The 18,397-nt window shown below is 58.2% G+C and carries 14 protein-coding genes; 9 read left to right on the top strand and 5 right to left on the bottom strand.

Annotated elements, in window-relative coordinates:
• Positions 1 to 151 precede the first annotated feature (151 nt).
• Complete coding sequence (locus ABJK70_RS08190) at positions 152 to 523, bottom strand: hypothetical protein (protein ID WP_240502528.1); 372 nt, start codon at positions 521 to 523, stop codon at positions 152 to 154.
• A 1,121-nt stretch (positions 524 to 1,644) separates the two neighbouring features.
• Here ABJK70_RS08190 and ABJK70_RS08185 point away from each other — a divergent pair.
• Positions 1,645 to 2,019 carry a hypothetical protein gene (locus tag ABJK70_RS08185; protein ID WP_077730509.1) on the top strand — a complete coding sequence of 125 codons (375 nt, stop codon included), beginning with the start codon at positions 1,645 to 1,647 and terminating at the stop codon, positions 2,017 to 2,019.
• A gap of 104 nt (positions 2,020 to 2,123) precedes the next feature.
• Here ABJK70_RS08185 and ABJK70_RS08180 read toward each other — a convergent pair whose 3' ends face one another.
• Genes ABJK70_RS08180 through ABJK70_RS08165 form a run of 4 tightly spaced genes read right to left on the bottom strand, consistent with a single transcriptional unit; the run spans position 2,124 to position 7,659 of the window.
• Complete coding sequence (locus tag ABJK70_RS08180; protein ID WP_347257742.1) at positions 2,124 to 3,089, bottom strand: hypothetical protein; 966 nt, start codon at positions 3,087 to 3,089, stop codon at positions 2,124 to 2,126.
• Positions 3,090 to 3,125: 36 nt separating this feature from the next.
• Positions 3,126 to 5,954, bottom strand: coding sequence for an EAL domain-containing protein (locus ABJK70_RS08175; protein WP_347257741.1), 2,829 nt, complete (start codon positions 5,952 to 5,954; stop codon positions 3,126 to 3,128).
• A 21-nt stretch (positions 5,955 to 5,975) separates the two neighbouring features.
• The gene (locus ABJK70_RS08170; RefSeq protein WP_347257740.1) at positions 5,976 to 7,226 is read right to left on the bottom strand and encodes a hypothetical protein; all 1,251 of its coding nucleotides are present in this window, start codon (positions 7,224 to 7,226) and stop codon (positions 5,976 to 5,978) included.
• The gene (locus ABJK70_RS08165; protein ID WP_240507015.1) at positions 7,213 to 7,659 is read right to left on the bottom strand and encodes a substrate-binding domain-containing protein; all 447 of its coding nucleotides are present in this window, start codon (positions 7,657 to 7,659) and stop codon (positions 7,213 to 7,215) included. The genes ABJK70_RS08170 and ABJK70_RS08165 overlap by 14 nt, the downstream gene beginning before the upstream one ends.
• Positions 7,660 to 8,669: 1,010 nt before the next feature.
• On the opposite strand from ABJK70_RS08165, the gene hyfB reads away from it, so the two are divergent.
• The 8 genes from hyfB to ABJK70_RS08125 form a co-directional block, all read left to right on the top strand.
• Positions 8,670 to 10,784 (top strand): hydrogenase 4 subunit B, encoded by a 2,115-nt coding sequence (gene hyfB / locus ABJK70_RS08160; RefSeq protein ID WP_347257739.1) that lies wholly within the window; start codon positions 8,670 to 8,672, stop codon positions 10,782 to 10,784.
• Entirely contained in the window at positions 10,784 to 11,728 is a 945-nt protein-coding gene (locus tag ABJK70_RS08155; RefSeq protein WP_077730505.1) for an NADH-quinone oxidoreductase subunit H, read from the top strand. Before hyfB ends, ABJK70_RS08155 begins: the two co-directional genes overlap by 1 nt.
• Positions 11,728 to 12,408 (top strand): formate hydrogenlyase, encoded by a 681-nt coding sequence (locus tag ABJK70_RS08150; RefSeq protein WP_347257738.1) that lies wholly within the window; start codon positions 11,728 to 11,730, stop codon positions 12,406 to 12,408. The genes ABJK70_RS08155 and ABJK70_RS08150 overlap by 1 nt, the downstream gene beginning before the upstream one ends.
• Positions 12,405 to 13,871, top strand: a complete 1,467-nt coding sequence (locus tag ABJK70_RS08145; protein ID WP_077730503.1) for a hydrogenase 4 subunit F — start codon at positions 12,405 to 12,407, stop codon at positions 13,869 to 13,871. The genes ABJK70_RS08150 and ABJK70_RS08145 overlap by 4 nt, the downstream gene beginning before the upstream one ends.
• A 29-nt stretch (positions 13,872 to 13,900) precedes the next feature.
• Positions 13,901 to 15,541: a SulP family inorganic anion transporter gene (locus tag ABJK70_RS08140; protein ID WP_240507017.1), complete on the top strand. Its 1,641-nt coding sequence runs from the start codon at positions 13,901 to 13,903 to the stop codon at positions 15,539 to 15,541.
• Positions 15,528 to 17,171: an NADH-quinone oxidoreductase subunit C gene (locus ABJK70_RS08135; RefSeq protein ID WP_347257737.1), complete on the top strand. Its 1,644-nt coding sequence runs from the start codon at positions 15,528 to 15,530 to the stop codon at positions 17,169 to 17,171. Before ABJK70_RS08140 ends, ABJK70_RS08135 begins: the two co-directional genes overlap by 14 nt.
• Positions 17,172 to 17,258: 87 nt before the next feature.
• Positions 17,259 to 17,795, top strand: a complete 537-nt coding sequence (nuoB, locus tag ABJK70_RS08130) for an NADH-quinone oxidoreductase subunit NuoB (RefSeq protein WP_077730527.1) — start codon at positions 17,259 to 17,261, stop codon at positions 17,793 to 17,795.
• 41 nt (positions 17,796 to 17,836) lie between these two features.
• A partial coding sequence (locus ABJK70_RS08125; protein ID WP_347257736.1) for a YccF domain-containing protein occupies positions 17,837 to 18,397 on the top strand: 561 nt, incomplete at its 3' end.

Genomic DNA, 18,397 nt, shown 5'->3' with positions numbered 1-18,397 from the left:
TCGGCAAAGGATTTTGTTGGAAGGGGCGTCCTGGCGCTCCCAGGACGGCCGTTTTGCGATTGGAAGGGTCGCGACTAAAGCGACCGTTTGCGATTGGGAAGGGATTGCCGACCTACCTATCGGGCTCCCTGATACCGGATCGGAAAATGCTCTAGCCTGCCTCTGCGGGGTCGCCATGGCATTTGACCTCTGATTCTTCTACCGCCGCGTCGAGCTCGACCAGTACACCACCAGCCAGTTCCTCGAAACCGAGCTGCCCCGCCATTTGACGGTGATCGGCACAGTCGCGGCCAACATCCCCTACCTCGGCGTCCTGATCACGGCCATGGGAATCATGCTCACGTTCCACCCGATGAGGATGGACAGCGGCGCGCCTCGATCGTGACCGCGACCCGATCCCTGTGATTCCCCTGGTCGATGCGATACCGGCATTGCCGGTGATCATCCGGACCACCGCGACCTTCGTCAGCGGCCAGATGCCGGTGACGCTCGGCCCGCGCTCGCGCCAGGTGGCGGCGATCATCCCCTCCGATTACACCGACTGAAGCGTGGCGCCGGGTGAAAAGCCTAACCGCACTCAGCCGTTTCCCGCACCGTCCGACCGGCGGTTGGCGCGAGCGCCCGCGTTCTCGGGCCTGACGGCTGGCACCTGTCTTGCACTGTCTTCTGGTAGCGCCGGGCGGGCGCTTGGGCGCGGAGCCCCCTCTTCCTCCGCGCCCGCCGTCCGCCCGCGCCTGTGCTATTCGCCTCACTGGGTTGCCGGCGCCGCCTGCGAGCGGCGCTCTCTTTTGCATGGATGGACCGCCCGATGGATGCCGCACCACCACTTCGGATTGCCCGCCCCGCACCCGATGAACCTGACGCGCCGCCCCCGGCCGCCTGGGTCCGGGCTGTCCAACGCGCCCAGCAGCGCACCCCCTGTTACCGCACCGAGGAACGGTTCCAATGCACCGTTCCCGACTGCGAATGGCGCCGCGCCTGCCTCAAACTCGTCGCCGCCTGGCAGCGGTGAAAACGGCCTGGAACTTCTCGCTTACATCCGCCCCGAGGTGAGAAATGGGTTACATCGAAACGGCACTTACACGACCGGAACGTTCTCGATGGAATGATTAAGTTCCGGCACGCTAGTACGTCTCGAACCGAAACCCCGACGGTCACACTATTCAACCCACAGAAAATGGCTGTATTCGAGACCGCGATGCGCCGGGCGGGGCAAAAGTCACATCGATTGTGTGTTTTGCCACACCAATCACTGATCGCACCGATGGATCAGCCGACGCGGATGCCGTCCCATCAAGCACTTGAGGAGGGTGGCATGGCGATTGCCTTTTATGGAAACATTCATGCTCAAGAGTCATGACATCGCTCAATCGTCATGCTCTGCCGGCTTTGGCGGCATCGCCGCGCTCCATTCGTGAAAAGTGTTCTTTCGGACTCGCGGTGTTTCCACAGTTTTACTGCATCGGCCCCCTAGATATGGGTTAAGGGAGCCGTTGCTCAAGCGGCGAATTTTGCTTGGTCGTTCTTCTTTTCAAACGCCAACAGCACTGCTGCTCTATCAAAACATTAGTGCTTAGCCGACTGGGGGCACCGCCTCATTTCCCAGCCATGAGGCGGTGATTTCACGATCGAGAGGAGAAACAGATGACACCCAGACTCAGGCGCCAGGAATGCGATCCAGCCATACAAGCAGACGCGCCGGTCCCGCCAGCATTTCCGTCGGCACGGTACTTCCAGATTCATTTCGAACAGCTCTATCAGTTGATACACGAACTCCGAGAGAAACTCGATGCCACAGCTAGAGAGCTGGCGCAGCTTCGGGCACTTACAGGAGCCGATGTCGAGCGGTCTCAAACCGACTCGGACACGCCGGTTTCGCCGGTTGGCCGCGGGATATCGACGGTCATTGACACCCCCACACAAGCGGAGGCACGGGAAAAAACGAAACGTGAAATTTCCGATTGCCAATCGCAGCGGCGTCTAACGAATCGACGCAAGCCGGCGGTCAGACAATCCTAGAGACGCCGGTTGGACGCACCGGAATGCGCCGGCCGGAGCGTCCAAAGCATATTGGTTCAGAGATCAATCCGCCCCACCGCATGGGGCATCTGTTTTTCTATTCATCATTTCGGGCCATTGCCGACGATCAACACTACATATCTCCCCGAGCTGTAGGACCAATCGAGATTGCCGCGCATCCACGAGCACAGAACCGAGACAAAACGCTGAACGTCGCTATCGATCGCAGCTCCGAACGTGGGCAATTGCTCTTTTAATGCGATGAAATTGCGGACTTCTCTATTCGTCAGCTCCGCCGCTTGCTGAATTGCATCCTGAAGAGACAACCGACGATGGTGCTGGAACGTCACGACCAGGTTATGGACATCATTGTGCTGGACTTCCTTGGCGAAAGAAATGATGTCGTTGGACCAACAAACCACATTGTTCGCCATCCGGATCAGATTCTGCAGCGTATCGTGTTTGCGCACGTGCAGCGGCAGACTTATGTCTTCCACGACGTCTATCAGCTCGATATCGGTATAAAGTCCTCCGGTAAACGGGCGCATCGTCACATACGTTAGCGGGTCCGGCGTAATTCCGCTTGCACGGTTTTTAGCTTCCCAAACCGAGGATTCGAAATATTCGACGACGCTGAGTATAAACCGGCACATCCAGTCGTCGTTTGCTATTTGCCGCAGTCTAAGGTAAAGGTCGTGCAGTGCTCGAGCAAGCGGCAGATCCGTTTCGTTAGGCTCGCGACCGGTAAGAATTTCAGTCAACCGCTCATGAAAATGGGCAAGTTTATCCGGACTCCGCCCGAAACCCGACTCGTCGCATTGATCGTCGCGAATGAATAGCCAAGTGTTCCAATCCGAGACGATATTAAGTCCTTCGTAAGGAGCATCGGGATAGGCGCGGGCTGCCAACCAGCTGAATTTGGAAGCTTCCAGCCGCTGCCATTCGCGATCGTCGGTAACCAAATTGAAACGCCTCACCCACGCCAGGGTATGACGATTAGCCGCTTCGGCATGAGAATTGAGGCGCGAGGGAAACGGACAGTAAAATTCGGGTAGCGTGATCGTGCTCATAATTATTAGTTGATAAAAGTAGTATGCGGATGCCGCTTACGATCCAACCAACGGTAAATCGATCACGGACATTGTTGCCGGCTTTAACTGTCGATCGGGACGTCCGATAAAAAAGCCCTGTACCAGATCGACTCCTAATTCTCGAAGCCGAATTAGTGTCTGCGCATTTTCAACTCCTTCGGCGACGATTTTTTGCCTGTAGCCATGAGCGAGCGTGGTCAGGGCGCTGACAAACACTTTGTCGTCATCGTCATTGGCTAGACGGCTGATAAATGAACGGTCAATCTTCACATGCTTGATCGGCAAGTGTCTTAGGTAATGAAAGGACGCAAACCCGGCCCCAAAATCGTCCATCGCGAATCCGAAGCCAATATCGGTTAATTCGTCCATAATCCGCCGAGCCGCCTCTAAATCGGCGATCGCGGCAGTCTCTGTGATCTCGAGCAATAAACGTTCCGGAGCCAAGACTCCGTCGCGCGCCGCTTGTTTGAGCGGCTCCGCCCATCCCGGATCGGTCAGCGCGGCAGCGGAAAGATTAATCGAAAGGCGCGCCGAACGAATCTTGCCAAGGATTTCGATCGCCTCCCGAGTGACATATGAATCGATGGCGCTCATCAAGTCCGAACGCAAAATGACGTCCATATATTCACCCGGAAGAACGATGCGTCCGTCGTCCAGCTTCAAGCGAAGCAGCGCCTCGTGATAAGCGACAAGCCCCGTCGCCACGTCCACTACGGGCTGATAATGAAAAAATAGACGCTTTTGATCCAAAGATTGGGCGATAACGTTGCGCCAATACGCCCGGTGACTGATCTGAGCGCGTTCTTCGCCCGAGTGCGAGAACAAATGCCACCGTCCTCGCCCTGCTTTTTTTGCCTGATACATGGCCGCGTCGGCGTTCGCCATAAGCTCTTCCACATCCTTGCCATGCTCCGGAATCAGGGCGATACCTATGCTCGCGGAAATGCGATAGCTTCGGTCGCCGAAGCGGAAAGGCTTCTCGGTCAAGCGCTGATTGAGATCCTGAGCAAAGTACTCTGCTCCCGACCGATCGGTACCGGTCATCAGAACGGCAAACTCATCGCCCCCCAAGCGAGCCAGAACATCCGACTTGCGTGCCCGCGCCTGCAGCTCGTTGGCCAAAAGGCACAGCAGCGCATCGCCGGCAGCGTGTCCGCTGCTGTCATTGACGTCCTTGAAATGGTCCAGGTCGAACAAGAGCAGGGCCGCCGGGGTACCGTTCCGCTCCGCCTCGGCAAAACTCCGCTCCAGCTCGTCCTTGAACCAGAGCCGATTGTGGAGCCCGGTCAATGAATCGTGGTTCGCCAGCCAGCGTATACGGGATTCGGCCTGGACTCTTTCAGTAGCGTCCAAACCGATGGACAGCACGGCAATGCCGTTCTCCTGCTCCAAGCCCAAACGCGTATGCACCCATACGATATGCCGCTTGGTGCCGTCGCAGCAGGTCAGGACCGACTCGTGTTCCAGACGATGCAGCAGGTTGGAGAACAGCTTTTCGAGATTCCGGGCGATATCACTGGTTTCGTTATCGATTTCGATCAGTTCGACGAATCGGGCGTTTTTGAGCGTCTCGCCGGGACGTCCCAAGATCTGGGACGTCAATTCATTAACCGTACGAATTCTGCCGTCGCGAGTTTGAGTCAGAATCAAAACCTGGGCGTTGTCCAGCAGCCCTTGAATAAAGTCCCTCTCCGCCGCGAGGGTGTTTTGATGCTCTTCGATCTGATGAGCCAAACGGATGGACGTGGCATAGAGGATGTCGATTTCGTCTTTCCATTCGACCAGGCGGCTGAGCGTCTTTAGCCGCTCGTTGACTTTGTGATAGTTGCCGTGAGCCAGCAATGGCAATGTCGATGCAAGATGTTGAATGCGCCGTAGCGGAGCATGCAGCAATACCAACAGCAGGACTTCGGCTATGGCTAAAGACATCCCGACGACAACCAGGGCGTCCCGATTGGCCTGGTCGAGCGCCGCGGCCGAAGCGCTAGCATCCACGATGAACATAAGTTGGCCGGTCTCGCCACCCGCCAGGATGTCGTTCAGCGGCGAAGCATAAACCGTGAATTTTTTCTTCTTCCATTCCAGCCATTGGTCGGCTGTGAGCATATCCGGCCCCGGATAGTGCTCGGCGAGATTCCTCAAGAAAGGCTCCAGCTGTTGCGGATTGGACAACGCAGCAACACGCAGGCCCCAGGCTTCCAGAACCTTTTCGCCGGTTCCCGGAGAGGCCACGAGGATTGCGACAGCCGTTCCGGCACCCGCCGAAAAGTCCAGCACCAGATCGGTAATCATCTGGCTGAGAGAAAGGATGCCTACATTTCGTCCCGCAGAAAGCAACGGAACAAAAGCATGAAGGCTGCAACCCGGTTGACAGGTCAAGATTGTCATCGGCTGCTCCGTTTCGAGGACTCGGCTCAAAACGTCCTGTAACCGGTCTTGTGGAACCGCGTTCGCCATTGACGAAGACCAGCTCAGAACTGAATTACCTGCCGCATCGAACAGCTCGATCCGCTCGACGTCCAATTCGTACCGTACGCTGGAAAAAAATCCCTGCAAACGGGCAGCGGTTTGATTCTCGCGCGGCGCCGTGATGAACCGATCCAACCTACCGAGCGAAGCAAGCACCACGCCCAGGCGTTGCAAGCGGTCGGCCGAACGCTCTATAAGCTCTTTGAATTCAGTCCTAAGAGCCGCGTTGCGAACGGCTTGCTGGTTTTTGAATTGAGTCCTTAAATTCCAATGGTTCAGTGCGCCGAAAGCGACACCGAGCGTCAACAAGAGCAGACTCAACAGTACAAACCCTTTTCGGCGCAATGTCCAAAAACGGTTTGTGTCATTCCTCATTTATCCTTTCCAGCAACGGCTTCAGAAACGAAACGATACCATTACAGAAAAGAGATCCCAGTGAGGATCTCCCCCGCCTCTCAGCAAGTCGGAATTGTCGTGAGGAGAGAGCCAGGCGGTACCTTCCACGTTGTGGTATTCCGCCGCAATCAGCCAATTCCGCACAAATTCCCAGCGGACACCGACGGCAAGATCATAAGCGTAAAAGCGGTGGCGTGCTTGGCCGGTTTGCTCGGCCAAGGAACGACCGCTTCGGTCGTCACGGTCCGCATGAAAAACGTCATAGCGAAGTACGGCCGACCAGTCATCGCTCAATCGGTACTCTCCCTGTACATAAAACCCCTCCGAGGTATTCTCTATGGGAACCGGTGTAAAACCACTGCGACGGGCATCGACCCAACCGTATTCCGCAGTCAACGACCAGCGCTCTGCATTATATTGCAGAGAGAACAAAGGATATAAAGCCTGGATGTTGCCGGATGGAACTCCGCTTGCACGCGACCTGAAGTCACGGTCCAGGTCGACCACGCTGAACATGGCACGCGCCCGCCCGCCCATCCACTCATAGACGGCTCGCCCGAGAAACAAGGGACGCCCATCCATTCTACCGGGCGAGTTGAGCATGCCGGTGAGGAAATCGGTGGCATCGCCGGTATCATCCTGCGGTTCCGCGACCATGAATTCCAAATTGAAGCGATGATCGCCCCAGTTATAGCGGCTATACAGCAGTCCTCCGTCGGCCGAGATCATCGCCTGCCTGAGCCCGAGCGTGTCGAAATAAACCGACTGGGGCAGAATCACCGAAGGCCGGGTCCAGACCACATCCCGAGTGTCGTTGTATAGTCCGAACGGTATTTTGACTCGCCCCGCCCGCACCCCAAGCGTTAAAGCCGAGTCGAGAAACGTGCCGTTGTAATCCACTTGGGCAAAATCGAGCCGAAAATCCTCCCGATCGGAACCTCCGGCGTTGCGATAGAGCCCTTGAGCGGAAAACAACAGGTTTGGCAGCAATCGCACGGATCCGTTGACGCCAATTTCGGTGAAATCCAGACTGCCGCCACGGCTCGCGCCGAACACTTGATTGCTCGTGGTATAGGTAAATCCTTGACTCGCAAAACCATGCAACTGCCAGTCAATAGTGCTGAAATCCAGCGACGCTGCCACGCCGGATACGAAAAAGCAGGCGACCGTTGCAGCCATACGCGCGATCGTTCGAGGACCGACGATCCGCATGGCCAGCGCCTTCCCTAGAAAACCCCTATTTGTCAACATATCCAATACCTCCAGGAGTCGCCCGAACCATCTCGCGCATTTCTCCGACCGTCTCGACCATATGCGGGATTAAACCTGTCCCCGAAAAAACCAGCCGGTCCCATGCCGCGCGTAGCTGGAAGGGATAGACACCCAACACTTCCTTGGAAAAACGGACATGCAGAGGATGTTTATCCGGCAGTACGAAAACACGAATTGGCGTGCCATCAGGCCAACTCGTCAATCGCATGAAGAAGATTTCGCGCAGGGTGTCAGCGGAGAGTGAATCAGCTCGCTCTTCCGCTGCATAAATTTTGGGGCTGGGCTCGCCTGCCATGACGGGCTTGCCGGCACAGCCAAGGGCAACGATTACCGCAAGTGCAAGTGATAGGAGAAAGCTAACCCACCCGCACCCGATCAGTCGGTGCAAATTTCCGGTGGATTTAGACATCATCCTCAAGCAACACCTTTTCTTGTTCTTATTCTGAAGAGAGGACCGACAATGAATTGTCGGCTTAACTTTAGCAGAGGACTGTCATCCTGGTTTTCCGACATCCTCCTGCCGAAAATGCGATAAACCGAAAAACGGCGGTTTTTCGGCTTATTTTTTCGCTATGGGAATCGAGACACGCCGATACTGCAAAAAACCAACCCTGTTAGCTGGGCTAGGCTTTCCGTTTCGCTTTAAGGAAGCTCTGAACAAGTGGATTCCGTTCATGCCCTTCGACAGGCTCAGGAGAGCGTTCGACAAGCTCACCACGAACGGAATCAATACCTTACCGTTCGTCCTGAGCCCTTCGACTCGGCTCAGGACAGGCCTGTCGAAGGACTTAATCAGAGCTTCCTTAAGGAAACTCCCGCGCATTTTTTTCCGGCGGTTCCGGGCGAACTCGGTTATTCGGTCAACGAATAGTGACACCACATCCCCCCACGCCAAGCCGATACTACGACCAAAGACAGCGTTTTTACAACAAACGGACGACTTGATCCGCGACTACTACGAACTTTTCGATCTTTATCGAAGGCGCGGCGTTACGATTCGCTCTGCCGACCTTCGGATACGTGTTCCTTCCAATCCGGCCCCATAAGCTTCCCGGATCAACCTGCTCACCATTTGCAAACAAGTAACATCGCGGTCCACGCACGAACGTTCGAAAGTAGCTTTTTTATCGGGATAGATGAGCAGTGTCAAACACGCAATATGGGTTCCGATAACTTCTTATGCACATAAGATGTTAATTGTTTTAAGATTTACCACTCGGACGGGACTCGACATCGTCGCAACATGCAATGTAGAGCGCCATTTCGATGGTGCTATTGAACATGTATCACCGCTTATAGCGGGTGTTTTCAACCTAATGCGGCCGCGGGATAGGTGTAGGTGCTTGAAATGATGGATGACGTTTTGTTGGCAACGGAATTGCATGCGGCTTTTCCCATGCGGTTTACAAATCCCCGTCCCCGATGTCCCTATTTTTAGCCGGCATTTCGGTCCTGGCTGCGCTGCTGTCCGCCCTTGCAGCACTGGTCTCGGGGCCGAACGGCTTGTTATGGCACGGAATGCTGCGATGGGTCGGGCAAGCGACTTTCCGTCCGGCGCGGACTAACGAACGACTTACCCCGGGTCGCTTTTCCCGTCTGGCGCGGACAATGCCCTTCGTTCTGTTGGGAGCATCGGGCGGGTTCGCCGTAACAGCCGGCCTCATCGCGCTCCTCGGCGGCGCCACCCGCACCGTGACGCTGCCCTTCGGTCTGCCCTGGCTGAACTGGCACTTGGCGCTGGACCCGCTAGCCGGTTTCTTCTTTTGCGTGCTCGGCATTCCTCTGATCGCCGCCAGCTTGTTCGGTCCCGGTTACGTTCGGGAATTCGAGCACGGCAAACACAAGCTTTCGGTCCTCGGTTTTTTCACCGGGCTGTTCGTTGCCGGCATGGAACTGGTACTGCTCGCCAACGACGCCTTCCTATTCATGATTGCCTGGGAATTGATGTCGGTCGCTAGTTATTTTCTGGTCGCCTACCAGCACGAGCACGCGGCCCATCGCCGCGCAGCCTTTCTCTACTTGCTGATGGCGGAAATCGGGGCGATCGCGATCATTCTGGCTTTCGGCGTCCTCGCGGGATTTTCCGGTGGATTGACGTTCGAGGCTTTGCGCAGTGCGGCGCTGAACCCATTGTGGGCGAGCATCGCCTTCGCACTGGCGCTCGCAGGCTTCGGCATGAAGGCGGGGCTCGTCCCCCTGCATACGTGGCTGCCGGAAGCCCACCCGGCCGCGCCGTCTCACGTTTCCGCTTTGATGAGCGGGGTGATGCTGAAAATCGCGATCTACGGCTTCATCCGCTTCACCTTCGATTTACTGCCGTCTCTTTTGTGGCAATGGGGCGTGCTGGTCCTCCTGATCGGATCGGCGTCAGCCGTGCTCGGGATTCTTTATGCGTTGCAGCAGCAAAACCTGAAGCGGCTTCTCGCCTACTCGTCGGTGGAAAACGTCGGGATCATTTTCACCGCTTTGGGTCTTGCGCTGATTTTCCAAAGCAGCGGACAATCCCTATTGGGAACGCTGGGGCTGGTGGCGGCGTTACTGCATTCGCTCAACCACGCCTTGTTCAAGAGCCTTCTGTTTCTCGGCGCAGGCGCCATCCTGCATCAAACCCATGAACAGAGCCTTGAGAACATGGGCGGTCTCATCCACCGCATGCCGAAACTGGCGGCCTTGTTTTTGATCGGCACGCTGAGCATCTCCGCCCTGCCGCCTTTCAACGGCTTCGTTTCCGAATGGCTGATATTCCAAACGGCCTTGCAGGCCGGCAGCATCCAAAGCGGCATACTCCGCAGCCTGATTCCGACTGCCAGCGCGGTGTTGGCACTGACCTCCGCATTGGCGGCCACTTGTTTCGTCAAGGTGTATGGCGTGGCTTTCCTGGGGCTTCCCCGCTCCCGCCACATCGCTCGCGCCCGTGAGATCCGCCACCCCGGCATGCTGGCGGGGCCGGCTTTACTCGCCGCCTGCTGTGTGCTGTTCGGCGTTTTGCCGATGCCCCTCATCAACGCGCTAGGCGCTTTGACGCAATCCTTGACCGGATTTGTGCTGCCGAACATCTCGGCTCTCGGCTGGCTATGGCTGACGCCAGTGTCGCCGGAGGTGGCGGCGTATTCGCCGGCGCTAGTCCTCCTGGGCACCGTGGCGGTGGGCTGGCTATGCTATTACCTCCTTTACCGCCGCACCGGTCTTGAGCCGCGCCGGGCCGAACCCTGGGACTGCGGTTTCGGTGGATTGACTCCTCGTACCCAGTACACCTCAGGCTCATTCAGCATGCCGATACGCCGCATTTTCGAGCCGGTGTTCGATACCCGCGAGACGGTCGAAGAACAAACCGAAGGACCTGCGGGCACACGCGTGACGGGGCTTCGATATCAATTCCAGGTGTTGGATCGCGCCTGGGCGGTTCTGTACGAGCCGTCGGGACGGGCCGTCACCCGATTGGCCCGCTGGGTCGGGCGCGTGCAGACCGGCAATATCCGCACTTATCTCGGGTACGCTTTTTTTACCCTGATCATTCTGCTGTGGGTGGTGAGCTGATGGCCTGGTTGATGGCAATACTTCAGACTCTGCTTTTCATCGCCTTGGCGCCCTTGCTTTCCGGCTGGATCAAGCGGGTCAAGTGCCGGCTGCAAAACCGGAAGGCCCCTTCTCTGTTCCAGCCTTACCGGGATCTGCGGAAGCTCTACCGGAAGCAGCCCATCGTGCCGCATCCAGCCTCGTGGATCTTCCGTGCCGCCCCCTACATCGTCTTCGCATCCACCGTGCTGGCGGCGGCCACTGTCCCCCTGGCGGCGATTCATTTGCCCACGGCGCGCATCGCCGATGTCATCGTGTTGGTGGGGTTTTTCGCCCTCGGCCGGATGTTCCTGGTGCTGGCCGGCATGGACGTCGGCACCGCCTTCGGCGGCATGGGTTCGTCGCGCGAGATGACGATTTCCTCTCTGGCCGAGCCCGCCATGCTCATGGCGGTGTTCACCCTGGCCATGAGCGCGCATACCACCAATCTGTCCCAAGCCGTGAACTTCGTGCTCGACACCGGACTGGTGCTGCGCCCGTCCTTCGTGTTCGCCCTCGGGGGGTTGATGCTGGTGGCGATCGCCGAGACGGGACGCATTCCCGTGGACAACCCTGCCACCCACCTGGAGCTGACCATGATCCACGAGGCCATGATCCTGGAATACAGCGGTCGCTGGCTGGCTCTGATCGAGTGGGCATCCCAGATCAAACTCATGCTCTATGGCGTTCTCATCGCCAACATCTTCTTTCCGTGGGGGATCGCCCAAACCTTCACTGTGAATGCGCTGGCATTAGGTCTCGGAGTAATTACCCTAAAGCTCGCCGTACTGGCGGTCATGCTGGCCGTTTCCGAGGTGCTGTTCGCCAAGATGCGTATTTTTCGGGTGCAGGAGTATTTGAGCTTCGCCTACCTTCTCAGCGTTCTCGGCATGCTCAGCCACATCATTCTGGAGGCGGCTCGCTAATGGATTTCGCCGAACTCAGCCTGTACAGCCAAGCAGTCCTGCTGCTGGCGGGACTCATCGCGCTGACCTCGTTCCTGATGCTCGGCCAGTCCCGATTGGTCAGACTGGTCCTGGTATTCGCCATCCAGGGCATCCTGCTCGCCGCGACCACGGCCATGGTCGCCGGCGTCCTGGATTTTCCCCATCTTTACATTTCGGCGGGTTTGAGCTTTCTGCTCAAAGGCATACTCATCCCTGTCATGCTGCACCGGATGATCTATCGCTTGGGACTGCACCGTGAACTCGACACGATCGAGCATCCGGCGAGGGTAATGATGGGCGGGGCGTTCCTGGTGGTCTTCAGTTATTACGTGAGTCTTCCCGTCGTCGCCCATTCGCCCCTGGTGACGCTCAACGCCATTGCTGTGAGCCTGGCCGTCGTCCTCCTGGGCATGCTGCTGATGATCACCCGGCGGCAGGCGGTGGCTCATGTGGTCGGCTTCATGTCCATCGAGAACGGATTGTTCTTCGCGGCCGTGGTGTCCACCTACGGCATGCCGATGGTGGTGGAATTGGGGGTCGGGGCCGATGTCCTGGTCGCCGCGGTCGTTTTCGGCGTGTTCTTCTTCCAGATCCGCGAGAGTATCGACTCTCTCGACGTGGACCGGCTCAGCAAGCTAACCGAGGTAGATAAGCCATGATCGCGGCCTATCTCGTTCTGGTGATTCCTCTGGCTGGCATGGCGATTCTCGGACTTCTGGCAGACAGCCGGCGGGCGGGACGCATCAATGTGCACTGCAACGCCTGGGCCTTGGCGGCTTCGATCTGGCTCGCCATCGACGTGCTGGTTCACGGCCCCCGATTGTCTTCGGGTCAGCTTCTCTACATCGACTCCTTCAACGTCTATCTGATCGTGCTTACCGCTTTCGTGGGGCTGACCACGTCCATCTTCTCCGGCCCCTACATGGCTCACGAACTGGAAACCGGGCGCGTCAACGTCAAGCGCCTGCGGCTGTACTATGCGATGTATCAGGGCTTCATGTTGGCCATGTACCTGGTGTTGACGACCAACAACATGGGCGTCCTCTGGGTGGCGATGGAAGGCGCGACCCTGGCCACGGTGCTGCTGGTCAGCCTGTACCGCACGCCCGAGTCGGTGGAAGCGGCCTGGAAGTATTTCATCCTGTGCGGCGTGGGGATTGCCCTCGCCCTGTTCGGCACGGTGCTGCTTTATTTCGCCGCCGAACAAAAACTGGGCATAGGCGGCAACGCGCTGCTATGGACGGTACTGCACGTGAACGCCGGCGCGCTCGAACCCAATATCATGAGACTGGCCTTCGTGTTCCTGCTGGTGGGTTACGGCACCAAAATCGGCCTCGTGCCCCTGCACAACTGGCTGCCGGATGCCCATTCCGAAGGCCCGACCCCGATGTCGGCCATCCTCTCGGGGCTATTGCTCAACGACGCCTTGTACGCGGTGGTGCGTTGCAAGATGCTGGTGGACGGCTCCCTCGGCACCCAGGTCGCCGGTTATCTGATGATGGGCTTCGGCCTCCTGTCCTTTCTGGTGGCGGCCCTGTTTCTGCACCGGCAGACCGACATCAAGCGCCTGTTCAGCTATTCCTCCATCGAGCACATGGGACTCATGACCTTCGCCTTCGGCATCGGCAGCCCTTGGGCCACCTTCGCCGCCCTGTTCCACATGACCACCCATTCGCTGACCAAATCGGCGATCTTCGTCACCGTGGGACATGCCGCCCAGCTCGCCGGCACCCAGCGCATGGACCGGATTCGCGGCCTGATCCTGACCCAGCCCGCCATCGGCTGGGGGCTTCTTATCGGCACCGTGGCCATCGCCGGGTTTCCGCCCTTCGGCGTGTTCGCCAGCGAATTCCTGGTGCTCATCGCCACCATGCGCGATTACCCCTGGCTGACGCCTTTGCTTCTGATCGGCATCGGCGTCGCCTTTGCCGGCCTGTTCCGGCATTTGCAACTCATGGTCTACGGGGACGTCCCGGAGGGCCAAAAGCCCATCCCGGCCAATTTGTTGCCGGTAATGATCCACCTGGCTCTGGTGCTCTGGCTCGGACTATCCATTCCGGGCTTCTTGGGCGATTGGTTCAGCCAGGCCACTCAACTCATTTCAGGAGCATCACCCCTTTGAAACGGATTCCTCAGTCAATTCGAAGCAGTGTGACCGATCTCGCCGAGAACTGGCGCACCGATGCGGTCTCCGGCTTTCTGGTCTTCCTAATCGCCCTGCCTTTGTGCTTCGGCATCGCCATGGCTTCCGGATTTCCCCCGATGGCGGGTATCCTCAGCGCCGTTATCGGAGGCTTTGTCGTCTCCCGGATCGGCGGCGCCCGCCTGACGATCACGGGCCCTGCCGCCGGGCTGATCACCGTCTTGTTCACCGCGGTTCATACCCTGGGCGAAGGCGATCTCTTCGCCGGCTACCGCTACACCCTGGCCGCGATCGTCGTGGCGGGCATTCTGCAATTCCTGCTGGGCATTTTCAGGGCGGGACGGCTGGCGACTTTCTTTCCGGCCGCCATTGCCCACGGTACGCTGGCCGCCATCGGCATCATGATTATCGCGAGGCAAATCCATATCCTGGTCGGCGCCGGACCCGCCGTCGAAACGCCCGTGCAGAGTCTGGCGCATATTCCCCAAAGCCTTCTTCATTACAATCCGGAAATCTTCCTGATCGGCGGCATCGGCCTTCTGATCATGTTTGCCTGGCCGCTGCTGGGAAACAAAGGTTTCGGCAGGGTTCCCGCGCCCATTCTGGTCGTTCTGAGCGGGTTCATACTGGGGCGGGCGTTCGATTTGAACCAGGCTGAGCTTTATCTCCTTTCCGAGGGTCCCGAAAATGAAGCCTGGCACCGGCATGTCTTTGTGAATACTCCGCAATTTCTCGCCGATATTCCGGATAGCTTCTTGGACAGCCTAGTCTTCGCCGATTTTTCAAAAATCGGGACGCTCGCCTTTTGGAATGCCGTTTTGAGTCTCTGGCTGATCGGCAGTCTCGAAACCTTGCTGGTCGCCTCCGCGGTGGATCGTCTCGATCCGGAGCACCGCCGCTCCGATCTCGATCGGGATCTTACCGCCATCGGCGTCGGCAACACGCTATCGGGATTGATCGGCGGCATGCCCATGATTGCCGAGATCGTCCGCAGCTCCGCCAACGTCGGTTATGGCGCGCGCAGCAGTTGGTCGAATTTCTTCCACGGCCTCTTTCTGCTGTTGTTCGTGGCCTTGTTCCCGCGTCTCATCCGCGATATTCCGCTGGCATCGCTGGCGGCTTTGCTGGTCTACGCCGGGTATCGACTCGCTTCGCCCAAGGCGTTCGCCAAGACGCTCGATATCGGCTTCGAACAGCTCGCGTTGTTCATCATTACCATCGTGGGCATTTTGACTACAGACCTCCTGATCGGGGTTGCCATCGGCATTGCGGCCAAGTTGCTGATACACCGCTGGCAAGGCGTGAAACTCGGGAATCTGTTCCAGCTCTCCTATCGGATCATGCGGGACACGAACGGCTTCCGGATCAAGCTCAACGGTGCGGCCATCTTTTCCAATTTTCTGGCCCTGAAGGATGAGCTGGCCGAACTGCCGGCCGGCGAAACCATCGTTTTCGATCTGACCTACGCATCCCTGGTCGACCATACCGTCATGGAGTTCATCGAACACTTCCGTCACGACTATATTGCGGCAGGCGGCCGGTGCGAAGTTCATGGCCTGGAGCGATACGACGCCTATTCGGATCATCCGCTGGCGGCGCGCCGCCGCAAGCTATTCAACTGGAGAGCCGGCCGCGGTGAATCAGTCTAAGGAATTCGTCTCGAAGAATTCCGGCCGGCAGGAGTCGATCATTACGGAAAACCTCGACGCGCGTGCAATGCTCGATGCGGCCCTACGTTCGGAAGGCGTGGAAATCCTGCCGATCACGCCCAGTCCGTTGCTGCCGGCCGACTTGACCGAGATCGAAAGCGAAGACTGGGGCAAAACCGCGCAGCAAGCGAGCGCGCAGAACTGGCGCTGGGCCGGGGCATGGGCGGAAGACCGCGGCTCCGACCTGGCAATGAATGCCTGCCTCGAGAAGGAAGGGCGCTATCTGATCCTCCGAACCTATCTGCCGCCGGACGAGCCCAGCCTGCCTTCGCATGCGCCATATTACTGGGCGGCGGATCGGGCGGAGCGGCATATCCAGGATCTGTTCGGCATCCGTTTCATCGACCACCCGGACCCCAAGCGCTGGATTCGCCATCAGGCCTGGGACGAAAACGCCTATCCCTTGCGGAAAAACTTCCCGGCCGACGGACAACCGCCGCCTTCGACGCCACCGGACAGCAACTACCCTTTCCTCAAGGCCCATGGCGCGAGCGTCTACGAAATTCCGGTCGGCCCGGTCCATGCGGGAATCATCGAGCCCGGCCATTTCCGCTTCCAGGCGGTGGGGGAAACCATCCTGCACCTGGAGGAACGACTCGGTTATGTACACAAGGGCATCGAGAAAATCGCCGAAGGACGTGATCCGTTAGGACTCGTCAAGCTGGCCGGGCGAGTATCGGGCGATACGCCGGTCGGTCATAGCTGGACCGCCTGCATGGCGATGGAGCGCGCGGCCAAGGTCGAAATTCCCCTGCGCGCGGCTTATATCCGCGGCATCCTGGCGGAACGCGAGCGGGTGATCAATCATCTGTGGGACTTGGCTGCATTGTGCAACGACGTGGGATTCGCCGCGGGCTACTATCAGTTCGGCCGTTTGCGCGAGCTATGGCTTAGGGAAAATCGGGCGTTGTTCGGCCATCGTTTGATGATGAATACATTGGTTCCGGGCGGCGTATCCGTGGATGTCCCGCCGGATGCGGCTGGTCGCATGCAGGATTCGACTGCATCGCTGCGACGGGAACTGGACGAACTGCTGCCCATACTCGACGCCAACTCGTCGCTGGAAGACCGGTTCCTGACCACCGGCGTGCTGTCCGGCGAACTGGCTTCTGCTCTTGGCGCTTTGGGCTACCTGGGCCGGGCGAGCGGACAGCGGTTCGACGTGCGCCGCGATGTCCCCTACTCCCCTTACGAAAGTCTGAAGGTACGTGTGCCAGTGGAAGTCCAGGGTGATGTGGCCTCGAGATTCTGGGTCCGTTATAAGGAACTGCGCGCCGCACTGCGCTTGATCGAGCAAATGCTGGCCGGCCTCCCTTCCGGGGACCTTGTCTCGGAATGGCGAACACCGAAGGAAGGCGCCGAAGGCTTCGGTGCCGTGGAAGGCTGGCGAGGCGAAATTCTCTGCTACGTCCGTTTCGGCGCGGGCGGCCGCATAAGCCGCTATTACCCGCGCGATCCCAGCGTCATCAATTGGCCGGCCCTGGAAAAACTCGTGCTCGGCAACATCGTGCCGGATTTTCCGGTCTGCAATAAATCGGTCAACGGATCTTATTCCGGTCATGATCTTTGAGATAGGTATCAGCTTTGAGCCGTCAGCAGTCAGTTTTCAGCTGATGGCTGATGGCTGATGGCTGACAGCTTTCTCCTGGAGGTTTCGATGTTACGACTGTATGGCAAAATTTTTCGAACCGGAGTGCTAACGGAGGGCATTCCGCCAGCCTCAAAAGACGAGGCCGTCGAACGCGAGGGCGCCAGGCTCAAGGCAGTGATCGACAAACGTTTTCGGGGCAGCCTGTCCATCCGCCAGGTGGATGCCGGCTCCTGTAACGGCTGCGAATTGGAAATCCACGCCCTCAACAATGTTTATTACGACGTTGAGCGTTTCGGCGTGCATTTCGTCGCTTCTCCGCGCCATGCCGATATCCTGATGGTGACGGGGCCGGTCTCGCGTCATATGGAAGCCGCTTTGAAACGAACCTACGAGGCGACGGCCGATCCCAAATGGGTGATCGCCGTGGGCGACTGCGGGGTCTGCGGCGGCGAGTTCGGCGTGTCCTATGCCAGTTGCGGCGCGGTTTCCAATGTAATCCCGGTGGATCTCGCCATTGCCGGGTGTCCGCCGACCCCGATCGATTTGCTGCGCGGTTTGTTATCCTTATTATCGGATTCCGTAACGAACCAAGCGCACGGATAACGACTCGAAAAGGAAGGGTTCCGAATCATGCCGCTGTCGTCATGAGCTTACTGGGCAATATTATTTGGCTGATCTTCGGTGGTTTGATCACCGGGTTGGGATATGTGATCGGGGGAATAGGCCTCTGCCTTACCCTGATCGGCATACCCTTCGGCGTTCAGTCGATCAAGCTCGGGTTTGCCGTATTCGCGCCGTTCGGCAAAGAGGTGGTGGAACTCGACGGCGCGAACAACCCTTTGCGGATCATCTTCAACCTGATCTGGCTGCTACTTTTCGGCTGGGAAATTGCGCTCGCGCACCTTGCCAGCGCAGCCGTACTGGCCGTCACCATCATCGGCATTCCTTTCGCCTTGCAGCACATCAAGCTGATTCCGTTATCGCGTTTCCCTTCGGGCGGGACTTCCGGCCGATTCAGTCCTAGAGCATTTTCCGATTCGGTGTCAGAGAGCCCGATAGGTAGGTCGGCAATCCCTTCCCAATCGCAAACGGTCGCTTTAGTCGCGACCCTTCCAATCGCAAAACGGCCGTCCTGGGAGCGCCAGGACGCCCCTTCCAACAAAATCCTTTGCCGAGCCGATACGTCGGCAAGGGATTGCCGACCT

The organism is Methylocaldum sp., assembly GCF_039794385.1.
Taxonomy (GTDB): domain Bacteria; phylum Pseudomonadota; class Gammaproteobacteria; order Methylococcales; family Methylococcaceae; genus Methylocaldum.
Note: the sequence above shows the minus strand (reverse complement) of the source record. Positions and strands in the feature narration are given on the sequence as shown.

What these genes read in the sequence shown, in the direction of transcription:
- ABJK70_RS08180 (WP_347257742.1), bottom strand. Translation starts at nt 3,089, where the DNA reads ATGAGCACGATCACGCTACCCGAATTTTACTGTCCGTTTCCCTCGCGC.
- ABJK70_RS08165 (WP_240507015.1), bottom strand. Translation starts at nt 7,659, where the DNA reads ATGATGTCTAAATCCACCGGAAATTTGCACCGACTGATCGGGTGCGGG.
- ABJK70_RS08155 (WP_077730505.1), top strand. Translation starts at nt 10,784, where the DNA reads ATGGCCTGGTTGATGGCAATACTTCAGACTCTGCTTTTCATCGCCTTG.
- ABJK70_RS08170 (WP_347257740.1), bottom strand. Translation starts at nt 7,226, where the DNA reads ATGTTGACAAATAGGGGTTTTCTAGGGAAGGCGCTGGCCATGCGGATC.
- ABJK70_RS08190 (WP_240502528.1), bottom strand. Translation starts at nt 523, where the DNA reads ATGATCGCCGCCACCTGGCGCGAGCGCGGGCCGAGCGTCACCGGCATC.
- ABJK70_RS08145 (WP_077730503.1), top strand. Translation starts at nt 12,405, where the DNA reads ATGATCGCGGCCTATCTCGTTCTGGTGATTCCTCTGGCTGGCATGGCG.
- ABJK70_RS08185 (WP_077730509.1), top strand. Translation starts at nt 1,645, where the DNA reads ATGACACCCAGACTCAGGCGCCAGGAATGCGATCCAGCCATACAAGCA.
- hyfB (WP_347257739.1), top strand. Translation starts at nt 8,670, where the DNA reads ATGTCCCTATTTTTAGCCGGCATTTCGGTCCTGGCTGCGCTGCTGTCC.
- nuoB (WP_077730527.1), top strand. Translation starts at nt 17,259, where the DNA reads ATGTTACGACTGTATGGCAAAATTTTTCGAACCGGAGTGCTAACGGAG.
- ABJK70_RS08175 (WP_347257741.1), bottom strand. Translation starts at nt 5,954, where the DNA reads ATGAGGAATGACACAAACCGTTTTTGGACATTGCGCCGAAAAGGGTTT.
- ABJK70_RS08150 (WP_347257738.1), top strand. Translation starts at nt 11,728, where the DNA reads ATGGATTTCGCCGAACTCAGCCTGTACAGCCAAGCAGTCCTGCTGCTG.